Origin of the sequence: Sphaerospermopsis sp. FACHB-1094 (genome assembly GCF_014696195.1) — a bacterium.
In the GTDB taxonomy this organism is placed as follows: Bacteria; Cyanobacteriota; Cyanobacteriia; order Cyanobacteriales; family Nostocaceae; genus Sphaerospermopsis; species Sphaerospermopsis kisseleviana.
Map to the genome: position 1 here is coordinate 20,347 of NZ_JACJPT010000016.1, position 24,071 is coordinate 44,417.

Annotated in this window: 23 protein-coding genes, 1 other RNA gene and 1 pseudogene; 7 read left to right on the forward strand and 18 right to left on the reverse strand. The window is 36.6% G+C overall.

Annotated elements, in window-relative coordinates:
• Window positions 1-158 precede the first annotated feature (158 nt).
• A complete protein-coding gene (ilvA, locus tag H6F47_RS07295) occupies window positions 159-1,670 on the forward strand; it encodes a threonine ammonia-lyase, biosynthetic (RefSeq protein WP_190648280.1) in 1,512 nt (503 codons plus the stop codon).
• 820 nt (window positions 1,671-2,490) lie between these two features.
• Here ilvA and murD read toward each other — a convergent pair.
• The 4 genes and pseudogenes from murD to H6F47_RS07315 form a co-directional block, all read right to left on the reverse strand.
• On the reverse strand, window positions 2,491-3,945 hold the full coding sequence (murD, locus tag H6F47_RS07300) for a UDP-N-acetylmuramoyl-L-alanine--D-glutamate ligase (RefSeq protein WP_096569795.1): 1,455 nt from the start codon (window positions 3,943-3,945) through the stop codon (window positions 2,491-2,493).
• Between the two features lie 83 nt (window positions 3,946-4,028).
• Window positions 4,029-6,176, reverse strand: coding sequence for a glycine--tRNA ligase subunit beta (gene glyS / locus H6F47_RS07305; RefSeq protein ID WP_190648283.1), 2,148 nt, complete (start codon window positions 6,174-6,176; stop codon window positions 4,029-4,031).
• 216 nt (window positions 6,177-6,392) lie between these two features.
• Entirely contained in the window at window positions 6,393-7,145 is a 753-nt protein-coding gene (locus H6F47_RS07310) for a peptidoglycan-binding protein (protein ID WP_190648298.1), read from the reverse strand.
• 122 nt (window positions 7,146-7,267) lie between these two features.
• A pseudogene (locus H6F47_RS07315) lies at window positions 7,268-7,807 on the reverse strand (2'-5' RNA ligase family protein).
• 135 nt (window positions 7,808-7,942) lie between these two features.
• Between H6F47_RS07315 and H6F47_RS07320 the strand changes: the two are divergent.
• From H6F47_RS07320 to queF, 5 genes are all read left to right on the forward strand, one after another.
• Window positions 7,943-8,209: a YciI family protein gene (locus H6F47_RS07320; protein ID WP_096569787.1), complete on the forward strand. Its 267-nt coding sequence runs from the start codon at window positions 7,943-7,945 to the stop codon at window positions 8,207-8,209.
• 37 nt (window positions 8,210-8,246) lie between these two features.
• Window positions 8,247-8,343, forward strand: an RNA gene (ffs, locus tag H6F47_RS07325) — signal recognition particle sRNA small type.
• A 25-nt stretch (window positions 8,344-8,368) separates the two neighbouring features.
• Window positions 8,369-8,752: a phasin family protein gene (locus H6F47_RS07330; protein ID WP_137667370.1), complete on the forward strand. Its 384-nt coding sequence runs from the start codon at window positions 8,369-8,371 to the stop codon at window positions 8,750-8,752.
• Between the two features lie 165 nt (window positions 8,753-8,917).
• Window positions 8,918-9,325 (forward strand): hypothetical protein, encoded by a 408-nt coding sequence (locus H6F47_RS07335; protein WP_096569783.1) that lies wholly within the window; start codon window positions 8,918-8,920, stop codon window positions 9,323-9,325.
• Window positions 9,326-9,411: 86 nt separating this feature from the next.
• Window positions 9,412-9,828, forward strand: a complete 417-nt coding sequence (gene queF / locus H6F47_RS07340) for a preQ(1) synthase (RefSeq protein WP_096569781.1) — start codon at window positions 9,412-9,414, stop codon at window positions 9,826-9,828.
• Window positions 9,829-10,127: 299 nt separating this feature from the next.
• Here the strand turns inward: queF and H6F47_RS07345 are convergent, their stop codons facing one another.
• From H6F47_RS07345 to H6F47_RS07375, 7 genes are all read right to left on the reverse strand, one after another.
• Window positions 10,128-10,349, reverse strand: coding sequence for a type II toxin-antitoxin system HicB family antitoxin (locus H6F47_RS07345; protein ID WP_096572740.1), 222 nt, complete (start codon window positions 10,347-10,349; stop codon window positions 10,128-10,130).
• 124 nt (window positions 10,350-10,473) lie between these two features.
• Window positions 10,474-10,572, reverse strand: coding sequence for a type II toxin-antitoxin system HicA family toxin (locus H6F47_RS28795; protein ID WP_137667369.1), 99 nt, complete (start codon window positions 10,570-10,572; stop codon window positions 10,474-10,476).
• Between the two features lie 11 nt (window positions 10,573-10,583).
• On the reverse strand, window positions 10,584-11,285 hold the full coding sequence (locus tag H6F47_RS07355; RefSeq protein WP_137667368.1) for a serine/threonine protein kinase: 702 nt from the start codon (window positions 11,283-11,285) through the stop codon (window positions 10,584-10,586).
• Between the two features lie 80 nt (window positions 11,286-11,365).
• Window positions 11,366-12,739: a cytochrome c biogenesis protein gene (locus tag H6F47_RS07360; protein WP_096569775.1), complete on the reverse strand. Its 1,374-nt coding sequence runs from the start codon at window positions 12,737-12,739 to the stop codon at window positions 11,366-11,368.
• Between the two features lie 67 nt (window positions 12,740-12,806).
• The gene (locus H6F47_RS07365) at window positions 12,807-13,547 is read right to left on the reverse strand and encodes a cytochrome c biogenesis protein CcdA (RefSeq protein ID WP_137667366.1); all 741 of its coding nucleotides are present in this window, start codon (window positions 13,545-13,547) and stop codon (window positions 12,807-12,809) included.
• Window positions 13,548-14,072: 525 nt separating this feature from the next.
• Complete coding sequence (locus H6F47_RS07370; RefSeq protein ID WP_096569771.1) at window positions 14,073-14,471, reverse strand: type II toxin-antitoxin system VapC family toxin; 399 nt, start codon at window positions 14,469-14,471, stop codon at window positions 14,073-14,075.
• Between the two features lie 11 nt (window positions 14,472-14,482).
• The gene (locus H6F47_RS07375; protein ID WP_096569769.1) at window positions 14,483-14,779 is read right to left on the reverse strand and encodes a hypothetical protein; all 297 of its coding nucleotides are present in this window, start codon (window positions 14,777-14,779) and stop codon (window positions 14,483-14,485) included.
• Window positions 14,780-15,296: 517 nt separating this feature from the next.
• On the opposite strand from H6F47_RS07375, the gene nifJ reads away from it, so the two are divergent.
• Window positions 15,297-18,863: a pyruvate:ferredoxin (flavodoxin) oxidoreductase gene (gene nifJ, locus H6F47_RS07380; RefSeq protein WP_190648301.1), complete on the forward strand. Its 3,567-nt coding sequence runs from the start codon at window positions 15,297-15,299 to the stop codon at window positions 18,861-18,863.
• A 67-nt stretch (window positions 18,864-18,930) separates the two neighbouring features.
• Here nifJ and H6F47_RS07385 read toward each other — a convergent pair whose 3' ends face one another.
• From H6F47_RS07385 to H6F47_RS07410, 7 genes are all read right to left on the reverse strand, one after another.
• On the reverse strand, window positions 18,931-19,350 hold the full coding sequence (locus H6F47_RS07385; RefSeq protein WP_190648315.1) for a PIN domain-containing protein: 420 nt from the start codon (window positions 19,348-19,350) through the stop codon (window positions 18,931-18,933).
• Window positions 19,351-19,367: 17 nt separating this feature from the next.
• On the reverse strand, window positions 19,368-19,586 hold the full coding sequence (locus H6F47_RS07390; protein ID WP_190648318.1) for a hypothetical protein: 219 nt from the start codon (window positions 19,584-19,586) through the stop codon (window positions 19,368-19,370).
• A gap of 93 nt (window positions 19,587-19,679) precedes the next feature.
• On the reverse strand, window positions 19,680-19,808 hold the full coding sequence (locus H6F47_RS28800) for a hypothetical protein (protein WP_347239069.1): 129 nt from the start codon (window positions 19,806-19,808) through the stop codon (window positions 19,680-19,682).
• Window positions 19,805-20,041, reverse strand: coding sequence for a hypothetical protein (locus H6F47_RS07395; RefSeq protein WP_347239070.1), 237 nt, complete (start codon window positions 20,039-20,041; stop codon window positions 19,805-19,807). The genes H6F47_RS28800 and H6F47_RS07395 overlap by 4 nt, the downstream gene beginning before the upstream one ends.
• A gap of 332 nt (window positions 20,042-20,373) precedes the next feature.
• Window positions 20,374-22,386 (reverse strand): hypothetical protein, encoded by a 2,013-nt coding sequence (locus H6F47_RS07400; RefSeq protein ID WP_190648321.1) that lies wholly within the window; start codon window positions 22,384-22,386, stop codon window positions 20,374-20,376.
• A gap of 280 nt (window positions 22,387-22,666) precedes the next feature.
• Window positions 22,667-22,930 carry a hypothetical protein gene (locus tag H6F47_RS07405; RefSeq protein WP_242027350.1) on the reverse strand — a complete coding sequence of 88 codons (264 nt, stop codon included), beginning with the start codon at window positions 22,928-22,930 and terminating at the stop codon, window positions 22,667-22,669.
• A gap of 447 nt (window positions 22,931-23,377) precedes the next feature.
• The gene (locus tag H6F47_RS07410) at window positions 23,378-24,028 is read right to left on the reverse strand and encodes a DUF1295 domain-containing protein (RefSeq protein ID WP_190648324.1); all 651 of its coding nucleotides are present in this window, start codon (window positions 24,026-24,028) and stop codon (window positions 23,378-23,380) included.
• Window positions 24,029-24,071: the final 43 nt, after the last annotated feature.

Sequence of the window (24,071 nt, forward strand, 5' to 3'; positions counted from 1 at the left end):
TTTTTATATATAGATACTTAAAATCTTGATACCAAATACCATTGTAACAGGTAATTATTATAGCTTGCACCCATACAATAATAAATCTGACAACTTCCTCCCAACTACCCAACAAGCGGTAAAATTAACAATCCAACCCAACATTGCATCTATAGCCCATGTATTGCGACTACCTGGTACAAATCCTTACTGCCCGCGTTTACGATGTAGCCCAAGAAACACCACTGGAATATGCCCCCAACCTCTCCCACCGCATTAACAACAAACTGCTACTCAAGCGGGAAGATATGCAGTCAGTCTTCTCCTTTAAACTGCGGGGTGCCTATAACAAAATGGCTAACCTGCCCCCAGACTTACTGAAACAAGGTGTAATTGCTGCATCTGCGGGAAACCACGCCCAAGGTGTAGCCTTATCTGCTAGTCGCTTGGGAACAAAAGCTATTATTGTTATGCCCGTAACCACTCCCCAAGTAAAAATTAACGCCGTCAAAGCACGGGGGGGAGAGGTGGTTTTATATGGAAATACCTATGATGACGCTTACGCCTACGCCCGTCAATTAGAAGCGGAAAAAGGGTTAACCTTTATACATCCCTTTGATGATCCTGATGTCATCGCAGGACAGGGGACTATCGGTATGGAAATTTTACGCCAATATCAACAACCTATTCACGCCATTTTCGTGGCTATCGGTGGTGGTGGTTTAATTGCGGGTATTGCTGCTTACGTCAAACGCCTGCGCCCGGAAATCAAAATTATCGGTGTCGAACCGGTAGACGCTGATGCTATGTCTCAATCTCTCACAGCCGGTCATCGGGTACGCTTATCTCAGGTGGGTTTGTTTGCTGATGGGGTAGCAGTGCGGGAAGTGGGAGAGGAAACCTTCCGCTTGTGTCAGGAATATGTAGATGAAATTATTTTGGTGGATACCGATGCTACCTGTGCAGCGATAAAAGATGTTTTTGAAGATACCCGTTCTATTTTAGAACCTGCGGGAGCATTAGCTGTAGCTGCTGCTAAAGTCTATGCAGAACGAGAACAAATACAAGGAAAAAACTTAGTTGCCGTCGCTTGCGGTGCTAACATGAACTTTGACCGCTTGCGGTTTGTGGCAGAAAGGGCAGAATTTGGAGAACGTCGAGAAGCGATTTTTGCGGTGAATATTCCTGAAAAACCGGGAAGTCTGCGTCAGTTTTGTGAATGTTTAGGCGATCGCAATTTAACAGAATTTAATTATCGCATTGCCGATACCAAAGAAGCGCATATTTTTGTCGGTGTGCAAATTGAAAACCGCGCCGATGCTGCGAAAATTGTAGAAAAGTTTGAAAATAACGGTTTAAAAACAATTGATTTAACCGATGATGAATTAACAAAATTGCATTTACGGCACATGGTAGGGGGACATTCTCAACTTGCTGATCATGAATTATTATATCGGTTTGAATTTCCTGAACGTCCTGGGGCGTTAATGAAATTTGTGGGTTCTATGTCTCCTGATTGGAATATTAGCTTATTTCATTATCGCAATAATGGGGCAGATTATGGACGAATTGTGGTAGGAATGCAAGTTCCACCCCATGAAATGAATCAATGGCAGGAGTTTCTTGATTCTTTGGGTTATCGTTATTGGGATGAAAGTCAAAATCCTGCTTATCAGTTGTTTTTGGGTTAGTTTATTTTATATCTCACGCAAAGACGCAAAGGAAGAAAGGAAGTAATAAGAAAAGTCTTGTGGGGTGGGCATCTTGCCCGCCATTTTTTACTTTTTATTTACCTGAATTAACAATTTTAATTTTAACCATCCTACAGCAGTTTTCATGTCTTTAGACCACAGTAAGGGCGAAGCATTCGGATGATAGTCTTAGGTAAAAACCGATAATTAATTGTCCGAATGCTGATGCTTCCAGCACGCTTCGCGAACGCCCCTACATTGTTGACGCGAAACCTCAATCAAAATGTGGTTTATTTAGGGTTTGCTGAATAAACCTAAAACCTTGATATATCAAAGGTTAGAGGCTGATAAACACAGAAATTAGTGCAAGGGTTTTGAAGGGTATACCGGAAAAAGTGTGCATTTTTTGGGATTTCAAGAGATGGCAAAGAAATTTTCAAATCTCCTCCTGACTCCTGACTCCTGACTCCTGACTCCTATGCCCTCACGGAAAGACTTTCTCAGCAACCCCTATTTACCTGAAAATAGCTGTAAAACAATAAAAGTGAGTAAACGAATAGTTTTCAGATTTTGCACAAATACTTAAAATTTTAATGAAACAATTGTCAATTATCAATTATCAATTATCAATTGATAAAAAAGGCTTGGTTTTTCCTACCAAACCTTGTTTTACAGAAGTGAAAGACTCTATTGAATTTAATCATTTATGAACTTGATAATTTATCTATCTTCAGAGTTAACTTATTATTAACACAGATAAACACAGATATCTTAATTCATACCTCATCATCTGCGTCTATCTGCGTCTATCTGCGCTAAATTATCCCTGCATTTTATCCACCCAATTTAAACACAACTCCCGAAAATGTTCACCCCTAACTTCAAAATTAGGATATTGATCAAAACTGGCACAGGCTGGAGATAATAACACTACTGACGCTTGGTATTTTTTCGCTAATTCTGCGGATCTGGGAATAGCTTTATCCATTGTTTCCACAATTTCAAAGTTATTATATCCCACTTCTTGTAATCTTTGAGCAAAGGCATTTGCAGCACTACCAATGAGTAAAACAGCAGCAGCTTTATCTTGTATTTTCTTTAACCAAGCTGTATCATCTCCGTCTTTTGCTTCACCACCAGCTATTAAAATCACTGGACTTTTTACCGATGCTAAACCTACTTCTGCTGCATCATAATTTGTAGCTTTACTATCATTAATAAATTCAATTCCTGACCATGTACAAATATGTTCTAAACGATGGGGAACACCAGGAAATTCACTCACAGCGCGACAAATTGCTGCAATTTCTATTCCTGCTAATCTCGCTGCACCAACGGACATTAATAGATTTTGTTGGTTGTGTTCTCCTACCATTCGCAAAGCAGAAACTTCAACAATTTTCTGAGGTTCAGAAGTTGCAGATAATTTTTCTATTACCCAGCCATTTTCTATATAAAAACCTTTTTCACCTATTAAAAATTCTGCCCCTTTAACACTTGTCCAATAAGCATCAGACCACTGATTTAAACTTGCTTTGTTTAAATAAACATCGTCTCCGTTAAATATTTGTAACTGGGAATTATTTAACAGTTTGGCTTTAATATTGTAGTAATTTTCTAAGGTTTTATGACGGGCTAAATGATCCGGTGTGAAGGTTGTCCAAATACCAATTTTCGGTGCAAGCGTCACAGAAGATTCTATTTGATAACTACTTAATTCACCTATAATCCAATCTACAGAATTTTGGATTTTACTTTCTGTTCCCTGTTCCCTGCGATGCACTGAGCTTGTCGAAGTGTTCCCTGTTCCCTTTAAAGCTACTTCACAAGCAGCATAACCGATGTTACCACAAGCAGGGGCGTTAAAACCGGCAGCTTGAAAAATGGCAGCAGTTAACGCGGTGGTTGTGGTTTTCCCATTTGTACCAGTTATTGCTACCCAGGGAATATTTTGCAAATGTCTCCATGCGAGTTCCATTTCCCCAATGGTTTCTATTCCTAACTCTCGCGCTTTTAACAAGATCGGAATATCCCAAGGTACACCAGGACTCACTACTATTAATTTAGGCGATGTGTTGGCTAAATTTAAACTTTCAAAATCTGGGGTGTGTCCTAATTTGACGGTAATTTGTTCTTGAGCAAGTTGTTGTTGTTGTTCCAGGAGGTTTGGGGAGGTATTGCGATCGCAAAGTTCCACCTCCCATCCTTCCTGTTTCAACAATCTTGCCGCAGCAATACCGGACTTTCCCAATCCTATCACAATAGCTTCTGGCATAGACTGTTTAGCATCATCCCTGGTTAAGCTATCCTATACTAGCGTTAATTGGCAAAAATTACACCTCTTTTTGTTGATTTTTGCTACAAATTTTTCACAATCGCGCCAAAATCAGCTAATACACGGCTATGATTTCGCAATAAACCCAGCAAATTTAACCGATTTCTCTTAATATTTACATCTGGGTCCATGACTAACACGCTATCTTCACCATCAAAGAATTTACTCACGGCGGGAGCAATTTTTTCTAATGCTGCTATTAACAGTTGATAGTTGCGTGTTTGCTGTGCGGTTTGGGTTTGGGGTACTAATTCTACTAGGGCGTTGTAGAATGCTGATTCAGATGATTTTTGGAATAATTGGGGATTAATTAATGTTTTTGGTTCTAACTGCTGAAAATCTAAATCACCTTGTGCAGCGAGTCTAGTAGAACGGTTAATGGTTTCATAGATTTTTTCTAATGTACCATCTTTGCGGATTTGTTGTAAGTAAATTGCGCGATCGCGTACATCCAATAAATCTTGTAATGCGCGTTCTGTATATTCTTGATCATCTCCCAATACCGCATTTACTAAGTCATAATCTATCTGTTTTTCTTCTTGTAATAAAGTCCGAATCCTTTGTAGGAAAAATTCCCGTAATGTGGATATTAAAGATTTGGCATCTTTATTAAATGTAGATGCAAAATTTGTCGCTATCTGTTCTAATAGCTTCTCTAAATTTATCTGCAAATTAGAAAACCACGTAATATTAATGATCGCATTTGCAGCGCGACGTAATGCAAAGGGATCGGATGAACCTGAAGGAATTAAACCCAAACCAAAGATACTAATTAATGTATCTAGTCTATCAGCTATTCCTACTATTTGCCCGGTTAATGTTTCCGGTAGAATGTCATCAGCATTTCTGGGTAAATAATGTTCAAAAATTGCTTTTCCTACTTCTGCATCTTCACCACTAGCTAAGGCGTATTTTTCCCCCATAATACCTTGTAGTTCAGGAAATTCATACACCATTTGGGTGACTAAATCCGCTTTACATAATAAAGCTGCCCTTTGAATTTTATGACTTTGATTTTCTGCTAATTGCAATTGTTGAGAAATGAGATTTGCTATGTTTACAACTCTCTCAACTTTGCCCCTAACTGAACCTAAATCTTCTTGAAATGTAACTGTTTCTAATTGCGGTAAAAAGCTTTCTAAAGGTTTCGCTAAATCAGCTTCATAGAAAAATCTCCCATCTGCTAAACGCGCCCTAATTACTCTTTCATTACCAACAGCAATGATATCTGATTTTACAGGATCGCCGTTAGAAACGGTGACGAATTTAGGTAATAATTCCTGATTTTCCGCTGTCTTAAATACCGGAAAATAACGCTGGTGCGTTACCATCACTGTGGTAGAAACTTCTGTAGGTAATTTGAGAAATTCATCCTCAAATTTACCAACTACCGCACTCGGATATTCTACTAAATTCGTCGTTTCTTCTAATAAGTCTGGGTAAATTTCTGTAAAACCGCCTAATTTTTGCACTGCAGTTTTGACTTGTTCAACAATGATTTTTTCCCGTTCTTCTGGGGAAACAATCACATAACCAGAACGCAAGGTATTTACATATTCTGTTGCGTGGGAAATGCTGACAGGTTCGGGATGTAAAACGCGATGGGTTGGAGAAATGCGATCGCTTTTAACTATCTTCTCACCGTTCTGCAATTCTAAGGGTAAAATATCCCCATCTAATAAAGCAACTAACCAGCGAATAGGACGGGAAAACCTACCGTCACCGCTTCCCCACCGCATTAACCGCTTTCCTTCCAAATTCCAAACCCATTGGGGAACGAGTTCTGTTAATATTTCTGCTACTGGTCGTCCTGCTGTCTTTTTATTAACAAAGACAAAATCACCTTTATCCGTAGAACGCACTTCTAAAGCTGACAGTTCCACACCTTGTTTTTTAGCGAAACCTTCTGCTGCTTTTGTGGGTTGACCATCTTTAAATGCGGCTTGTGCAGGTGGTCCTTTAATTTCTTCTTCTTTGTCTGGTTGTTGGGATGGTAAACCGGTGATGAGAACTGCTAACCGTCGGGGAGTTCCAAAAACTTCCACCGTTTCCGCTTTGAGACTATTAGCTTCTAGAGTTTGAGGAATACGCGATCGCCATTGTGCGATCGCACCACTCAGAAAGCTTGCGGGTAGTTCTTCTGTACCAACTTCTAATAAAAACGCAGTCATAAGTTCACTAATGTTGATCAGTCAATTCCATCAGTTTACCCTGTGATCAGGCTGTGGTGAACAAGATGTGTAACTTCTCTGAGCAGATAATCAATGCAACCTCCTCTAAGATACAAGGTTGGGTTAAGGGATAGCGTAATCCAACAAAATTCCGTAAGTTTTGGTTTGTAAATGTTGGGTTTCGTTCCTCAATCCAACCTACATGATTTAATTTTTTTAACTTACTGGAGTCAAAAACAATTTAGCCTCTGCTAATCTCCTCCTTCTTAACCCTGCTTCCACTGAACTACCAGGGTTTCTATATTTAACAAAAGTCTCTTCAATTTCATTCCATTGTTGATTCTTTAAAACTCTGGTTATACTCTCAAAATTCTTTGCACCATAGAAATTAGCACCTAAATTATAACCAAAACTCAATAAAGCACCCTGTTGGTTAACATTCAACACATCCCATACAGGAATTTTCTCTAAAGTTGGCAGATAGCTATTTTCTAACTGCAACATTAACAACTCTTCCGCTTCTGCTTTAGTAATTGTTTCACCTAATTTCCACTCACCACCATTTTTCTTGCGAGTCGTTCCCCAACCAATAGTAATTGGTTTACCACCAGTTAAAGGATCAGGATAAGCCTTCAAATACAAACCTTCAAATTCTTTAATCAGCGCCACCCCTGGTAAAGGTAGTTTACCAGTTGCACCACCATAAAGAACTAAACTCGCCTTCTCTAAATCATTTAAAGCATTGTTTAAAACCGTCTGAGTGCCTATTCCCACCACCCCATCAGCTTCAAGTTTTTTTGCTGTTTGAAACTGTTTCACTGCTACTACAGTCTTATTCCCAAAATTACCATCTATAATGCCAGGATCAAAGTTGAGAATTTTTAATATTTGTTGCAACTGCTCAACTTTTGCCCCTTCAGATCCTAATTTAAGGATTTCATTAGAATTGAGAATTAATTTGGTTGTCATAACGTTATACTGATATACTGGTATACTGGGAGATAGTTGGAAAATCAACTTACTATTCCCTCATTATCCACCAAAGGATAGATTTTTATGGTTAAAAAAAGGTAAATCTTTTTAAAGATTCATTACTGAAAAGAAAACTCTGATTTTACGTTCCACTGTCTGCCGTCATGGAGTAGCAAGGTCAGATGAGATGCGGTAAATTCAAAATATACCTGACGTTCTTTAAAGTCATTCCAAGCAGCAGGAAAATGATGTTTTTTTAAATCTCTCCTGGCTACGGTAAGATGGGGTGTAAAAGAGTGATTTTTCCCATCTTTACCGATGATTCCCAAACTACTTTCTATATCATTCATTAAATCTAATTGTAACTTTAAAAGTGCTTGACTTTTTACTACATTCATGTATACAACACGAGGAGGAAAAGCCGCAAAACCATCAAGTGTAATGGGTAAGTAATTCTGCTTTTTGGCGAAAGTTTCCATAAAGGTTTATAAAATTGATATTTCCTTTTTTTCCCACATAAAAGGAGGCTGTAGAGTGATATGTGGAGGGGAATTTTGAGCGCCGCGACTACCATAATTATTAACAAAATGTTGTTTAATTTCGTTAGCGTAATCTTGAATATGTTGGGGTGGAAGTATAGCAATAAAAAAGCGATTCATAATTTTAGAAGTCAGGAGTCAGGAGGAAGTTAATAACCCAATTACCTATTACCCATTATCAATTATCAATTATCAATTATCAATTATCAATCACCAATATGATAATTTAAGAAAAATCTAAACTACCTAATTATTATGCCTTGGTTTGTCAAAATTGAAGCAGGTTTAGTGGATAAGCCCACCTTTGATCAATATGTACCAGCCCATACAGCTTACGTCAAAGCATTGATGGATAAAGGACATAAAGCTAAAACGGGATATTGGGCGCAAAGGGGAGGGGGGATGATGTTATTTGAGGCGGCTTCAATGGATGAAGCGCAGGCCATCGTGGCTGCTGATCCCTTAGTAGTCAACGGTTGTGTGAGTTATCAGCTTTACGAATGGAAAATTGTTGTGGAATGATGCACATTTTTAGAAATTTGATGTTATGATGATTTCAGACCTGGATCTATGCGATCTCAACGCCCAAACTTTGTCAGGACCGGAAGGTAGCAGCAATACGGGATGCTTGCGATAGGCGTAGTCTCCGGGTCGCCCTATTTTTAGGAGTGCTTTGCAGCAATGCCTGGTTTTGGAGATATTGTACAAAAAGCTTTTTACCTGGGTGTAGGCTTGGCTTCTTACGCAGGCGAAAAAGCAGGGGGGAAATTAGCGGAACTGCGATCGCAAGTCCAAAAACTGGCTGACGAGATGGTAGCCAAGGGTGAAATGAACACAGAAGAAGCTCGTCGTTTCGTAGAAGATATGATGAGACAAGCCCAACAACCCCAGACACCTGGTGAAACCACAGAAAAAACAGAAGCTTCTGAACCCCGTCGCATCGAAATAATAGGGGAAGATGAAGAACCGACTGTTAAACAAACTCCCAAAGAAAACGTGGATCACCTGCGTCAACAAGTGCTAGACCTGAAAAAACAATTAGAACAGCTTAAACTCGATCAGTAAAAACTAATTTTTCACCCTGAACATCAGTAAAAATGGTAATTTGGGAGATGGCGCTAAATCTAACACTGGTTTGATTTGCATTGATGGCTATATTCTAGTTATTATCGCACTTACAACCGAGAACCCGGAAGCGTCCTGTTTGTAGCCAGTAACACAGTTAAGCTTATGGAACCGTGGCAAAAAGACTTAGTTGATATCATCGAAACTGTGACTGATGAAGTCGAAAACTTCTTCCAAGGAATTAATGACATGGTAGATGCTTTTTTTGAGCTAACGGAAGAAATTACCTTCGAGGTGCAGAATAACATTGCTGCGGAAATTGACCAGTATTTACAGGAATTAGCAGAACCGCTGATGGAAGTATACTGGGAACTGGAAGACGTGGTAGCAGATGTAGATCCAGGTTTTCCATATCAAGTGGAAGCGACAGCGGAAAAAAATCCTGCTTGTATAGGTTGCAGCAATTATCATGGTCAAGCTTATGGTGGTAATTTGTTAGTTTGCGCTATGCACCCTCATGGTTGGGATGACGAAAATTGCCCAGACTGGGAAAAGAGCAGCAGTGAATTTTAAGCGTGAAACAGGTGTTGTCAATGTTAAATTATTATTAGTATTCATGAATCTCTGCATTTTTCTAGAATAATTTCCAGAATCATTTTATGAGTAATTCCTTGTCTGAGACTGTACCCCCAAGCAAACCAGAAATGAAATATGGTGAACGTGAGATTGAAGAAGGAAAACTAATTACCTTTCCCAATCCGCGTATAGGTAGAGAATATAATATTGATATTACTTTGCCTGAATTTACCTGTAAATGTCCCTTTTCCGGTTATCCTGACTTTGCGACTATTTACATTTCCTACGTACCGGATGAAAAGGTAGTAGAATTAAAAGCTTTAAAACTGTATATTAACAGTTACCGCGATCGCTATATTTCCCACGAAGAAACAGCAAATCAAATTTTAGATGATGTAGTTGCAGCTTGTGATCCTTTGAAAATGACAGTCAAAGCTGATTTTACTCCCCGTGGAAATGTGCATACAGTTGTGGAAGTAAAGCATAAAAAACGCAAATAATCAGGTATGTAATGAGGTATGTAGTGAGGACTTCAGTCCTCATTAGGGCTTGCTGAATAAACCCAAAATACTCGTAAATCAAAGGGTTGAGGCTGATCAGGAGGAAAGAAAGTGCAAGATTTTTGAAGGGTACACCTTAAAAACTGTGCATTTTGGGTCTGATAAATTAGAAAATCTGGGGATAACAGATAGCTCAAACTATTCCCTATTCCCTATTCCCTATTCCCTATTCCCTGCCTCAACGAAGGGACTTTTTCAGCAAACCCTCATTACATAATGTTTTGGAGATTTTTTTATCACTAACCAGCCATTTTATAAATATTAGGTTCAGGTAAAGATTCACCATCAGCTTCATAAGAAATTATTAAAGATTCTAGAGCTTCTTTACCATTAGCAACAGCTTCTTCATAAGTTTCTCCATGAGTGCGCCATTTTTGTCCAGGAAAATCAGGTAAACTAACTAAAAAACAATCATCTTCCTCTGACCATTGAATGATCATTTGATATCTTAATTTATCCATTGTCCCATTAATTTTGTTCATTTTCTTTGGCGTTAATAATTTCTATTGCTTCTAGAATTTCACTTTCTTGATATGGTTTAGCATCTTTACTATCCTTACCTGATATTGTAATTCTTCCAGGATATCATGGATGAGTCCAGTTAGTGTGACTTCCTTTACCTGGACGTTCTGTGAAACCTGCTTTTTTGAGCATTTTCTTTAATTCCCTAATTTTATTAGGCATAATTAACCTGATTAATTTTTGAGAGACTTCTTACCCATTAACTTATTAACAAATGCCAAAATATGACCAGAAATAGACCTAATAAAACGGTAAATTTTACGGACTTTATTTAACAAAGGATGAGGAACTCGTAACCGCAAAGGATAAAAAATAGGTAGATATATCAAATAATAAGCTCTTTTTAAATCATCCCATTTTGAGCATTTTTCCTGTTGCAGAAAATCAGAAATATCCACCACCAAACCCCTACCCTCAAACATCATCACATTTTTACCATGTACATCATGGGGGTAAAGTCCGCGAGTGCGAGCATAGTCCAAAGCATAATCAATATCTTTAATTACCTTGGGAGGAATACGCAAACCCCGGTGTAAACAGTCATAAAGAGTAACACCAAATAATCTTTTCAAAACCAACAAACCATCATGAGCATAAAAACACTCAGAAAAAGCAGGATGAGAACCAAGACGCTGGTAGACCTCCAATTCTTCCTCAAACCCAGGACGACCAGGTGCGTACATTTTCACCACCACATCAGGATATTCAGGATGAACAACCACCGCTGCATAGTTTCCTGTACCCAACAACTCCCAGGGAGAGGGGATAGCGCGTACTTCTATCGGGTTGTGGGGATGGACACTTTCAATCACGAAATTGGGAATAAGTTCTTGGTGGATAATAGCAATTAGTGACTGTATTTTTGATTTATCCATAGGATATACGCACCTTAATTAGCGGTATCATACCTATAAAATACACCACTTAATTGCTATTGTTGCCCAAATCAAAAAAATTATTTTGTAGCTGGTTGAGTCAGTTGCTCTAAAATTCCCAAAACCTCTCTTTCAAAGGTTACTTGAGCGCGGTTAGTTTTACCACCAATATACAAAACATCATCTTTTTGCAAAGCCCAAATTTGGGAATGGGAAAAATAACTCATTACCACACCCAACATCAACAAAGCAAAACCGCTATAAACAATCGGAATACCCGGATCATACTTAATTTGTAAACCCGTGCTACCTACCACATCAACAACTTTCAAATTTACCCCATTTACAGGAATAGACATTCCTGAACGCACAGTATTTACTAATTTTCCTTGACCATCATAGATTAAAACCATGCCTTGTAAATCTTTAGCTAACAGAGAAACACCTTCACTTAAATCTGGTTTTGTAGGTATCCAAGTACCCCACAGTCTACCTTTACCTTTAGTATCTAACAACGCCATTGGTAATTGGAAAATGGGACTATTATTGAGTTTAATTCTAACGCTAGAAATACCCCAATCTGTTTGATAAAAAACCACACCATGATAACGCAAAGGTTTATTCACATAAATTTTTTCATGATCTATTTCTTTACCTTCATTATCTAACACAGATAAATCAGAATAAAATTGATCAATACCTCCTTTGGGAGTATAATCAATCCAAAATCTATTAACTTTTACTGACCAATCTTTTAATACATCTTGAGCAGACCAAGCACCCGCATCAATGATATTTTTTACCTGGAAAGTATCACCAGAAGCAATCATTTCTTGAGCCATAAAACCCGTCATTGCTCCCCAAATACCACCCAGTAAAATCATCACAATACCGATATGTACAATAATCGGTCCAATGCGTCCGACTATACCTTTGCGAGCATAAAGAATATCATTTTTTTCTGATGATTGAAAGATTTTATAACGGTTTTTTGTTAAAATTGGAGTGATAGAATTTAGAACAACATCATTTAATTCTGCACTCAAAGCTAACTTTTTAAACTTCTTCGGATCATCATAATATTGCCATTTTTGGGCAGCTTTTAAAGCTGGTAATTGACGGGTAAAAGTACAAGCAGTTAAACTCGTACCAAATAACACTAATAAAGCCAAAAACCACCAAGTGCGATAAACATGATCCAAACCCACAACTTGAATCACTTTCCAAGTCAAAAAACCGAATAAAGCGGGATGTTCTGGATAATTAGCCTGGTAAAAAGCTGGTGTTTGTCCCTGTTCAATTACTGTACCACTGATACTAAAAAGAGCAATTATTAATAACAGAATAATTGCTAACCTTAAATCTGTCAGCACAGGTAAAACTTCCCGTTTCAAGAAACGAACCGGAACAGAAAACAAATTAACTTCTGGGGATGTTGAATTATCTACAGTCATGGTTTACAAAGGTAATAAATTCTTGCTCTCTTCTTTGTGTACTTTGCGTACTTTGCGGTTTATCACTTTAGAAACTACCAAGAGGAAGACGGGAAAGTAAAGAAAACACACCAAAACCTACTAACAAAGCACCGCTAACGGGGTTTATCCAACCAGACCAACGACGCAATTCTAGCAGTTTTTTAATTGTTGCAGTAAACGTACCTGCTAAAATTAAAGGTGTCACATATCCCGCAGTATAAGCAAGTAGTAAAACCGCACCTAAAAGCAAATCTTGAGTATTAGCAACCCAACCTAATAAACTGGCTAAAACTGGTGTGCTACAAGGAGAAGCAACTAAACCAAATGTTAAACCAATAGAGTATGAACGAATACCAGGAGGTAAATCATTAGATATCCAATTTGTTTCACCTAAAGATGGGAATTGTAAAGGTAAAGCTTCTAATAAATTCAACCCCATAATAATAGCAAGAATACTCACAATAATTGGTAGACCAATTCCTACTTGACCGTAGACTTTTCCTACCAAACCTGCTATAATTCCTAAACCTGCTAATGTAGTAGCTAATCCTAATGCAAACCAGGTTGATTGTGCAGCAGCTTGTAATCTACTTTTTGCTTCATAACCGCCAATATAACCAATAGTAATCGGCAGCATTGATAGCATACACGGTGTTAAACTGGTCAACAAACCAGCAGCGAAAATAATTGCGATACTGACAACGCTGAGGTGAGTGAGTTGGTTAGTAACCAGGGTGTTGGCGAATTGTTCGATTTGATAAATTTGGGTTTGCAGGTTCTCCAGCATGGGTATGTTTTAAATTACAAAGGCTGACTCTGTTTGTATTCTAGCTTATTCGGTTTTTTGTTTCTTGCTGATTTTGAATGTGGGAAAAAATAGCTTTAATTTAGTGTTTTGCTGAATGATAATTTTTTTTAATCTATTTTTTGGGAAAAAAGTTGATGATGTGACTTTTTCGCAATAGCTAGGGGTTTATTGAGAATACTATTGAGAATGGTGTCAATAACTCACGAATTTTATAGGGTTTGGGGATTGATTATTTTGTTGTTCTGTGTTTATAATAATTTTATGTATAATCCAAGGGTCTTTTATAAGTTGTTTTAGACGTAGAACCTCTGGGTTGACTTCCCCAGTCTGGAGTCTGGGAAAAAGTAAAAACGAGTAAAAATTTTTGTTTGAGAGAAAATAAACGAACCGCAGAGACGCGGAGAAGACAGAGTTAGAGTTTTTAAGTTGATAGGTTGTTTTTGAGGTAGAACCTCTGGTTTTGCATTCCCAGTCTGGAGACTGGGAACGATTAATTACTGATTTCTATAACCAATTTTCTAATTTTAATCCTGTGATTCTTGATAAATCGGAATCATGGGAAACTAAGGTTAAATCGTGAATTATTGCGGTAGCTGCTATAAATATATCTGCATCTTGTATTGGTAAACCTCTTTGTTTTAAATCAGCATAAATTTCTGATGCTTTTTTAAAAATCGCCATATCATCTAATAGCAATACTTGGTATTTTTTCACCCAGTTTTCAAAGTCTGATAATTTTCTCACGGCTTTAACAGCTAAAAGTCCTCGCTCAATTTCATAGTAAGTCATCGCACTAATAAAAACTTGCTCATTTTGGCGATTTAACATTTTTAACCGATTATTTGCTTTTGGATTTTCTTTGAGAATTGCTGAAACAATATTTGTATCTAGTAGATATCCCATGTTTTTGTTATTTATTTCCGTTTTACTGCTTCATCAAATATTGCCATTTCTTCTGGTGTTAAATCATTCAATAAACCACTTATTGCTTCTAAAGCTAAAATTTTACTAATTCTTGCTGTTAAGTCATCATCAGCTATGGTTTCTACATCGTCTCCTAAATTTGGTCGAGTAAACAGTTCATACATTTTTTCAATCATCTGTTCTCTTTCTAACCTTTCTTGATATACACTGTTATTAGCAATCAAATTTTCCACAATTGCAGAAATTCGTTTATAGGTTGTTTGTTCTTGAATAGATGTGTTGCTCATATTCTTTACCTCTTTTTTTAAGATAGATAATATTTTAGCATAGAAAATAAAATATATGTCGATATTCCTAATCAACATCTAGGGTTTAATTTCTGGATCTGGAAAATTCATAATTTACCTGGAATATGTAAAAACACAGAAAAATATAATTTAATTATACCCACAAAAACCCAACAGCGTCAAACTGATTTTCCCAAAAACCCGCACCCCCACCCCTTGAAAATCAGAAAACTTTAACAAATCAAAGCTTCCCCATCTTGAGTACATCATTAATATAGAAATAGATATCATCTTCACCATCTGCTAAAATAATTAATAATTTGTAATTACAAAAAATCCCATATATTTTTACTAAAACCCTCTTTACTCTCTCTGCGCCTCTGCGCCTCTGCGTGAGCTTTAAAAAAGTAGAAAACATTACAAAATTACTTCCTGAGTTTAGCAAGTTTCAAATCTTATATTTTAGGATGATCTGCGTAAATTTGAAATAACCACAAAAGACACAGGAAGAAAAATCATGGCTAAATTAGCTAAATCTTATGCCGCAATTGATGGTAATGAAGCGGTTGCGCGTGTTGCTTACAAATTAAATGAAGTAATTGCAATTTATCCGATCACACCATCATCAAATATGGGTGAATGGGCTGATGCGTGGATGGCAGAAAATAAACCTAATTTATGGGGTACAATTCCCAATGTCACCCAAATGCAAAGTGAAGGTGGTGCTGCTGCTGCGGTACATGGTGCATTACAAACAGGTGCTTTAAGTACAACTTTCACCGCTTCCCAAGGTTTGTTATTAATGATTCCCAATTTGTTTAAAATTGCGGGAGAATTAACCAGTTTTGTCCTTCATGTTTCGGCACGTTCTTTAGCTACCCACGCTTTATCTATTTTCGGTGATCACAGTGATGTGATGGCTGCTAGAAGTACAGGTTTTGCATTATTATGTTCTGCTTCTGTACAAGAAAGTCATGATTTTGCACTTATTTCTCAAGCTGCAACTTTAGAAACCAGAGTTCCTTTTTTACACTTTTTTGATGGGTTTAGAACTTCCCATGAAGTGCAAAAAATTGAGTTATTATCTGACGAAGTTTTACGGGAATTAGTACCTTTAGAATTAGTTTCTGCACATCGTCAACGCTGTTTAACTCCTGATAAACCAGTGTTAAGAGGAACAGCACAAAACCCCGATGTTTATTTTCAATCTCGTGAAGGTGCAAACCCTTATTATAATGCTTGTCCTGATATTGTTCAAAGGATTATGGACAAGTTTGGAGAACAAACAGGACGATATTATAAATTATATGAATATCATGGACATCCCAAAGCAGACCGGGTAATTATTCTCATGGGTTCTGGTTGTGAAACTGTCCATGAAACTGTAGATTATCTGAATAACCAAGGTGAAAAAGTGGGAGTGATCAAAGTTCGACTTTTTCAACCTTTTGATGTGGGAAGATTTATCGAAGCTTTACCTAATAGTGTCAAATCTATTGCGGTTTTGGATAGAACTAAAGAACCAGGAAGCGCAGGTGAACCTTTATATTTAGAAGTAGTTACAGCTATCCATGAAGGATGGAAAAAAACCACCTTCCCGAAAATTGTCGGGGGTAGATATGGGTTATCTTCTAAAGAGTTTACCCCTGCAATGGTAAAAGCGGTTTTTGATCATCTCCGTCAATCAAAACCCAAGAATCATTTTACTATTGGGATTAATGATGATGTCACTTTTACTTCTGTGAATTTTGATCCTGGGTTTTCTACTGAACCAGATAGCGTTGTGCGTGCAATGTTCTATGGTTTGGGTTCTGATGGTACGGTAGGTGCAAATAAGAACTCAATTAAAATTATTGGGGAAGGTACAGAAAATAATGCTCAAGGTTATTTTGTGTATGATTCTAAAAAGTCTGGTTCAATGACGGTTTCTCATTTGCGGTTTGGTGCTGAGAAAATTCGCTCAACGTATCTCATCAACCAAGCTAATTTTATCGGTTGTCATCATTGGGGTTTCATTGAAACAATTGATATCTTAAAAAATGCTGCCACCGGAGCGACATTTTTATTAAATAGTCCCTATCCTGCGAAGGAAGTTTGGAAAAATTTACCTGTAAAAGTGCAACAGCAAATTATTGATAAAAACCTGAAATTTTATGCTATTGATGCTAGTCAGGTGGCGAAAAATAGCGGGATGGGTAGAAGAATTAACACGATTATGCAGGTGTGTTTCTTTAAATTAGCGGGGGTATTGCCAGAAAAAGAAGCGATCGCTAAAATTAAACAAGCGATTGAAAAGACCTATGGTAAAAAAGGTGCAGATGTTGTCAACATGAATTTAAAAGCTGTTGATAACACTTTAGAAAATCTGCATCCTGTCAAGGTAGGAAAAATCCCTAAAAAATCTCTACAAGAGAAAACCACATCTTTACAGAACAACATACCCCAATTTGTTAATGATGTTCTGGGTAAAATTATGGTGTGGGAAGGTGACGACTTACCTGTAAGTGCTTTACCCGCAGATGGAACTTTTCCCACTGCAACCGCAAAATGGGAAAAACGCAACGTTGCAGAAGAAATACCGGTTTGGGATGAGGATGTCTGCGTTCAATGCGGTAAATGTGTGATGGTTTGTCCTCATGCTGCTATTCGTGCAAAAGCTTATGAAGCGGATAAGTTAGTCAATGCACCTGCAAGTTTTAAGTCAGCAAATGCAAAAGATAAAAGTTTTGCTGGTCAGAAATTTACTATCCAAGTTGCACCGGAAGACTGTACAGGTTGCAGTATTTGTGTGGATGTTTGTCCTGCGAAAAATAAAGCAGAACCCAGCAAAAAAGCTATCAACATGAGTCCGCAGTTACCCCTGAGAGAACAGGAAAGAGAAAATTGGGATTTCTTTTTAAGTTTACCAAATCCCGATCGCAGAAAGTTGAAATTAAATCAAATTCGTCAACAACAACTGCAAGAACCACTATTTGAGTTTTCTGGTGCTTGTGCAGGATGTGGAGAAACACCATATCTGAAATTATTAACACAATTATTTGGCGATCGCTCACTCATTGCTAATGCTACCGGTTGTTCTTCCATCTACGGTGGAAACCTCCCTACAACTCCCTGGACTCAAAACGCAGAAGGAAGAGGTCCAGCATGGTCCAATAGTTTATTTGAAGATAACGCCGAATTTGGTTTTGGTTATCGTTTATCTATTGATAAACAAGCGGAATTTGCAGCCGAATTATTGCAACAATTAAATAGTGAAGTTGGGGATAATTTGGTAAATGATATCCTCAAAAATGCCCAAAAAACAGAAGCAGATATTTGGGAACAACGGGAAAATGTTGGAGTTCTCAAACAAAAACTAGATGAAATTTCAGCATCTCAAAATGACCAAAATCTCAAATCCAAAATCCAAAATCTAAAATCCCTCGCTGATTATTTAGTCAAGAAAAGTGTGTGGATAGTAGGTGGTGATGGATGGGCTTATGACATTGACTTTCATGGCATTGATCACGTTTTAGCCAGTGGTAAAAATGTCAATATCTTGGTTATGGATACAGAAGTTTATTCTAACACAGGTGGTCAATCTTCTAAAGCAACTCCTACCGCAGCAGTCGCTAAATTTGCCGCCAGTGGTAAACCCGCAGCGAAGAAAGATTTAGGTTTAATGGCCATGACTTACGGTAATGTTTATGTGGCCAGCGTCGCTTTAGGTGCGAAGGATGAACACACATTAAAAGCATTCTTAGAAGCGGAAGCTTTTGATGGTCCATCCTTAATTATTGCCTATAGTCATTGTATTGCTCACGGCATTGATATGACCACCGGTTTACAACAACAAAAAGCCTTAGTTGACTCTGGTAGATGGTTGTTATATCGTTATAATCCTGCATTGCAAAATGAAGGTAAAAATCCCCTACAATTGGATATGAAAGCACCTTCTGAGTCAGTGGAAAAATCCATGTATCAGGAGAATCGGTTTAAGATGTTGATTAAGAGTAAACCGGAAATTGCTAAACAATTGTTAGCCCAAGCGCAAGCGGAAGTTGATGCACGTTGGGAGATGTATCAATATTTAGCTAATAGGTAATAGGTAATAGGTAATTGGTAATGGGTTTTTACCTGTTACCTATTATCGAATTATTAATTAGAATTGTTTATTTACGCCAATTATCTATTACTAAAGGATAACCTAATGCTTGAATTTTCAGATAATGCTTAGTGTTACCTGTAACTAAAATTAAATTGTTTTGGATAGCGATAGAAGCTATTAATACATCTGCTAATCCTATAGGTTGTCCACTGCTTTCTAAATCAGCATGAATCAATCCTGAAAGTTCTGCACTTTTTTGGTCTAAATGTAGGATTTCCATTTCAGGTAAATCCGCTAAAAATTCTTGAATGCGATCATTACGATTTAGTTTTCTCCAACCCTTGATAATTTCGGAAACAGTAATCACAGAAATTGTGTAATTTTTCCATATAGCTTTATAAGCAAGAGCATTGGCATTTATTTGAGGATTTCTACCTTTACGAATTTCTGATGTGATATCTGTATCAATTAGAGATTTTCTCACTGCTAAATTCTTGCTTTTTATGAATTTCTATGTTGTAAAATATCTTCAATCATTTGATCTACTAACTCAGCATCATTTGACCATTCACCAATAAATGAATTATTGATTATTTCCGGTTTAGTTAGTTGCTCAATCATGGCTTTGATTAAATCTGAAACTTGACAATGATGGGTTTGTGTCAATTTTTCTATTTTGTCGTAAGTTGCTTGATCGAGTTCAATTTCTATTTTTTTCATGGGTTGGTGATGTTGATTTTATATGGGTAGATTATAGCATATTCTTTAAATCAACTTCCAAATCACTTTCATCATAATGAATAGATTAAATATTTAATTGTCATGGTTTTGCATTTTCGCTTTTCTTTCTCTTCGCAGTTGGCGGAGTTTTTCTGATACTGGTGGAGGGTTGAGTCGCTGTTGTTCTCTCATTTTATGACCATGTTCGATCCAATTTTTCATGTAAGTGCTGACAGTTTCTTTGTTCTGTAAATAGTAAAGAATTGTCGCATATACTTTTCTAAGGAAATTGATTGATATATTTGGGCAATTTCTTCTGGAGAGCGTCCACAATCAAGATATTCATATAAAACTGTTTCAATTCCAATTGTGGAGTTTTTCAATCTAATATCTCCAGGAGAGAGAAAACTGAAATAGTTAGTAATATCTTTGGTAGGTATAGTTTGACTGTTCATAATTAATTTGGATAACTACTTTAGTAGAGACATTATAACATAATATATATCTTTCAAAATCAATCGTGCTGTATCTGGTTCACCATTCAGGAACAAATAAATAGTTTCATCCAGTAGAGCGATCACAAATTCAGAATAACTTTGTAATCTTGCATTAACAGTTTTTTTGCAGTCTCTAGTTATTCCAATAATACTACCTTTTCTCTCTTATATTTGTCAGTTTCTTGCTCTTTGTCAATTTGAATCATTGGCAACAAATAATCAAAATATATTAAAAAGTGGGCAAATACCCACATTAAATTATTTATTTGCTAATTTGCAAAAACTAGATGTTAAAGGTTGCTATATCTATATATTTCTCCTATTTCTCTCATAAGCCTATAAAAATATATGTTATCTTCCGGTAATGTTAGAGAACCAGATATTGCAGAGAAAGCAAGGCTTTCAGGTTCTGACCATCCATTTTTCCAAATTAGTTTTTTATTTGTTAAAATAATACCTTCCTTCCCATCATTCCAAAAACCAGTATTTTTCATTGCTAATATTTTTTCATCAGCTTCAAGTAGTGAATCTGCATAGCTAGATATAGCGTTAGATAGCTTATCTATAGAAATATTAGGAGCAATCAAAAATCCTTCTATATGAGAATATTGATTTAATTCCTCGTCAAGAAACTCTATAAAATCTTTTAGCTCAGGATCAGATGGAATTTCTGTTAAAGTGTACAATCTTGATTCTAATTGATGTAGTATATTTCCATCTCTATGTTTTTGTCCTTTCAAAAATGACCACACCACAAAACCAGCACCAAACCCTATTAAAGATGCTCCTCCAGTAATAACACTTATCCCTCCCAAAGCTGAAATAATAGTAGTAATAGCAGCTGCTCCTGATAACGTACCTGCTACCCCTAAAGCAGAAGCACCAGTCCAAGCAATGAAAACCGCACCCGCACCCACTAAAGTTCCTGTCACTGCGGCAATTCCTAAATTTTTATAGTCTTCTCCGTCCATCTGAGATACCAGCGCAATAGATACTAAACCAGCTGCACCTATTAAAGCTGCTCCCCCGGTAACTACTGCTAAACCTCCTAACATTCCCAACCCACCAGCAGCTACAGAACCACCACCTAAATAGGCTAAAGTTGCTGTCAAAGGCGCTCGACTTAATAACACGCCTGTCGCTGTTTCTGCTCCCAAAGTATGAAGTGTACCTGTTATTGTAGGTAAAATAGCTCCACCTTGATCACTGACTTGGAGAGCTACCTCAAAAATTTTTCCCCAATCTTCCTTATAGGATTTGGAAAGTTCCTTAGTCAAGTTATTTTTGGCTATGAGATCAACAAGTTTTGCATTTTCAAAGAACCGATGTTGTGCCATTAAATATACTAATTTACAACTGTTTAAAATATCGGAATTGAGAATAAATGAATCTAGAGATTTTAAAGTTTCTGGCTCAGATATCTTTTTACCATCTCGGATTTCTTGATAAGTTAGCAAATATTTTTCTTGTGTTTGCCCTTTTGATTTCTCTTTAATTAACCTAACAATGATTATATCTACAGTAAAAGCTCTAGATTTAGCACTTGCAAGGGAATAGGATCTTTTAATGGCAACAGGAATATCTGAACCTGTAATCATAGCTTCTAATTCCGTCAGATAACTAAAATCTGGAACTGGTTCTGAAGCTCTCACATATTGATATGTACCTCTAATTCTTTTCTTATCATCTTCAGAAAGTTCAGATTTAGCTAGTGCTGTTTCAATCGCTTTTTCAATGATATTTAATAGACAATTTTGATGAGCTATTTCATACCTTTGTCGAATTTGTTCATCTAAGTTAGATGAAGCTACCAAATATTGCAATAAATCCAGAGAAATAGTATCTTCTATATATTCACTATCTTCAACTAATTCATAAATTTGTTTTACTTGGGTTTTTGTGGTATATTTACGCAGAAAATCAGCTTGATCAATTTCTTGATAAATCTTGTCAGCTATTCTCAGATTGGGGTCATACAAAGTATGTAAAATAAACTTGACATCATTACCTTGTAACCCAATTTTAGGAATATAAATGGTATTATTTTCAATAATTCTTGCAGGAATTGTTAACTTATAAGAATCTCCAGACCTCAAAGTAACGTTTTGAATACCACCCCTTCTAGCAATATCATAAGGAACAAAAACATGATATTTTTCCTGAAAATTATCATTATTCGCACTCGCAATTTCTGGAAAAATTACATCTTTAGTTAAATAAACTCCAACACTAGAAACCAGCAGATTTAAAAACATCCGACGGTTAAGACTAAACAAGTCAGATGAATTATTGATCCTCTTCATACCTAAATACCTTCAAATTCAAAACGGTAGTATTTTTAAATGATTAAATTGTTTTCGTTGTCAACTTAACACAAAACCTATCATCTTGTCAAATTATTAACTTGTTTAGATATAACCCACATCAGTAATTATAATGATATGGGTTTAAAATGTATATACTCATTAATTAAGTATTTATGTATATTTAAATATAATTAATAACAGTGATTTTTATTAACACCAATAAAAACAGGTAATTAGTTCTCACCAATTACCCAATATCATCAAACCCAAACTTAATCTATGGAGAGATCGCATCATCATAGTTAATAGCCTGAAGTATGCGATTTAAAATCACCTTCCCACCAGGATTAACCACCTCTAACCGAATAAAATTAGGATCACTAGGTCGCCAAGTTACTCGATATTTCATCCCATTATTATTCCAAGTATAAACTTGCCGATCATTAGTACCTGAAGTTACAGCACCAGATAGATTAATGTTGGAATTACGATTACGGCGATTTTCTCCATAATAGTAATAGACATTATTATCAAAAGACAAACTTACTTCCCAGTCTTTATCACCAAAATGTCCCTTGGGATAATTAGGGTTTGCTGAATAAACCTAAAACCTTGATATATCAAAGGTTAGAGGCTGATAAACACAGAAATTAGTGCAAGGGTTTTGAAGGGTATACCGGAAAAAGTGTGCATTTTTTGGGATTTCAAGAGATAGCAAAGAAATTTTCAAATCTCCTCCTGACTCCTGACTCCTGACTCCTGACTCCTATGCCCTCACGGAAAGACTTTCTCAGCAACCCCTAATTAAATTTTTGTGCCAGCGCAGGTTGAGGCATTGCTACATCTATAATTGCAGGTGTAGAAATCCCCAAAATTGCCGCTAATGTTATTGCTTTATAATTCATAAAACTCTCCCCCTGGGAAACCAGGTAAAAAGTCTATATTTGTCTATATTTATGGATTCACTCTATAGCAAATCAATTTCGCTTTAAGCTGTTGTTTCTTCTTTATTGAGATTCCTGGAAATAAATAGTTTAGGAAACAGCAACCCAGAACTTTCTTTATATTCTTCAAACTCAGGATATCGAGACAAAGATTGATCTTTTTTCCGCATATTGGGAACAAATATCATGGCTATAAATAAACCAAGAATTAAAAAAGGTAGCCAATGCTGTGCTAACATGGCAAATGCTAGATAAATCAAAACTTCTCCCAAGTAATTAGTATTACGACATCTAGCAAAGAAACCTTCTGTAATTAGTCCAGTTTTGTATTTGAGTGTATAGTATTTTTGAGCATCACTAGCAAAGTGTAAAAACACCCCCACAATATTTAAAGAAATAGCCGCAGTTACTAACGGTAAAGGTGGAACAGTACCACTGCTAATAAGAATAAATGGTGCTACCCAATATAAACCTAAGATGATAAAGGTAATAATTCCCATCAAACTGGGCATTTCTTGTTCCCATTGTTTATCTGGGAAAATACGATCTTTTAGTAACCAAAGAAAACCATAAGTACCATGAAGGGCAAGATAAACCCAAGCTCCAATAGTAAAGTTATGGTAGAAAAACATTAGTCCTAACACTATAAAAAAAGTTAGACCTTTGTGAAAATTAATAGGATATTTTACCTTCATATTCTGGCTTTTTGTGAGAATTTTTCAAGTGTTTAAATAAATA

What these genes read in the sequence shown, in the direction of transcription:
- ilvA (WP_190648280.1), top strand. Translation starts at nt 159, where the DNA reads ATGTATTGCGACTACCTGGTACAAATCCTTACTGCCCGCGTTTACGAT.
- murD (WP_096569795.1), bottom strand. Translation starts at nt 3,945, where the DNA reads ATGCCAGAAGCTATTGTGATAGGATTGGGAAAGTCCGGTATTGCTGCG.
- glyS (WP_190648283.1), bottom strand. Translation starts at nt 6,176, where the DNA reads ATGACTGCGTTTTTATTAGAAGTTGGTACAGAAGAACTACCCGCAAGC.
- H6F47_RS07310 (WP_190648298.1), bottom strand. Translation starts at nt 7,145, where the DNA reads ATGACAACCAAATTAATTCTCAATTCTAATGAAATCCTTAAATTAGGA.
- H6F47_RS07320 (WP_096569787.1), top strand. Translation starts at nt 7,943, where the DNA reads ATGCCTTGGTTTGTCAAAATTGAAGCAGGTTTAGTGGATAAGCCCACC.
- H6F47_RS07330 (WP_137667370.1), top strand. Translation starts at nt 8,369, where the DNA reads ATGCCTGGTTTTGGAGATATTGTACAAAAAGCTTTTTACCTGGGTGTA.
- H6F47_RS07335 (WP_096569783.1), top strand. Translation starts at nt 8,918, where the DNA reads ATGGAACCGTGGCAAAAAGACTTAGTTGATATCATCGAAACTGTGACT.
- queF (WP_096569781.1), top strand. Translation starts at nt 9,412, where the DNA reads ATGAGTAATTCCTTGTCTGAGACTGTACCCCCAAGCAAACCAGAAATG.
- H6F47_RS07345 (WP_096572740.1), bottom strand. Translation starts at nt 10,349, where the DNA reads ATGGATAAATTAAGATATCAAATGATCATTCAATGGTCAGAGGAAGAT.
- H6F47_RS28795 (WP_137667369.1), bottom strand. Translation starts at nt 10,572, where the DNA reads ATGCCTAATAAAATTAGGGAATTAAAGAAAATGCTCAAAAAAGCAGGT.
- H6F47_RS07355 (WP_137667368.1), bottom strand. Translation starts at nt 11,285, where the DNA reads ATGGATAAATCAAAAATACAGTCACTAATTGCTATTATCCACCAAGAA.
- H6F47_RS07360 (WP_096569775.1), bottom strand. Translation starts at nt 12,739, where the DNA reads ATGACTGTAGATAATTCAACATCCCCAGAAGTTAATTTGTTTTCTGTT.
- H6F47_RS07365 (WP_137667366.1), bottom strand. Translation starts at nt 13,547, where the DNA reads ATGCTGGAGAACCTGCAAACCCAAATTTATCAAATCGAACAATTCGCC.
- H6F47_RS07370 (WP_096569771.1), bottom strand. Translation starts at nt 14,471, where the DNA reads ATGGGATATCTACTAGATACAAATATTGTTTCAGCAATTCTCAAAGAA.
- H6F47_RS07375 (WP_096569769.1), bottom strand. Translation starts at nt 14,779, where the DNA reads ATGAGCAACACATCTATTCAAGAACAAACAACCTATAAACGAATTTCT.
- nifJ (WP_190648301.1), top strand. Translation starts at nt 15,297, where the DNA reads ATGGCTAAATTAGCTAAATCTTATGCCGCAATTGATGGTAATGAAGCG.
- H6F47_RS07390 (WP_190648318.1), bottom strand. Translation starts at nt 19,586, where the DNA reads ATGAAAAAAATAGAAATTGAACTCGATCAAGCAACTTACGACAAAATA.
- H6F47_RS28800 (WP_347239069.1), bottom strand. Translation starts at nt 19,808, where the DNA reads ATGAAAAATTGGATCGAACATGGTCATAAAATGAGAGAACAACAGCGA.
- H6F47_RS07395 (WP_347239070.1), bottom strand. Translation starts at nt 20,041, where the DNA reads ATGAACAGTCAAACTATACCTACCAAAGATATTACTAACTATTTCAGT.
- H6F47_RS07400 (WP_190648321.1), bottom strand. Translation starts at nt 22,386, where the DNA reads ATGAAGAGGATCAATAATTCATCTGACTTGTTTAGTCTTAACCGTCGG.
- H6F47_RS07410 (WP_190648324.1), bottom strand. Translation starts at nt 24,028, where the DNA reads ATGAAGGTAAAATATCCTATTAATTTTCACAAAGGTCTAACTTTTTTT.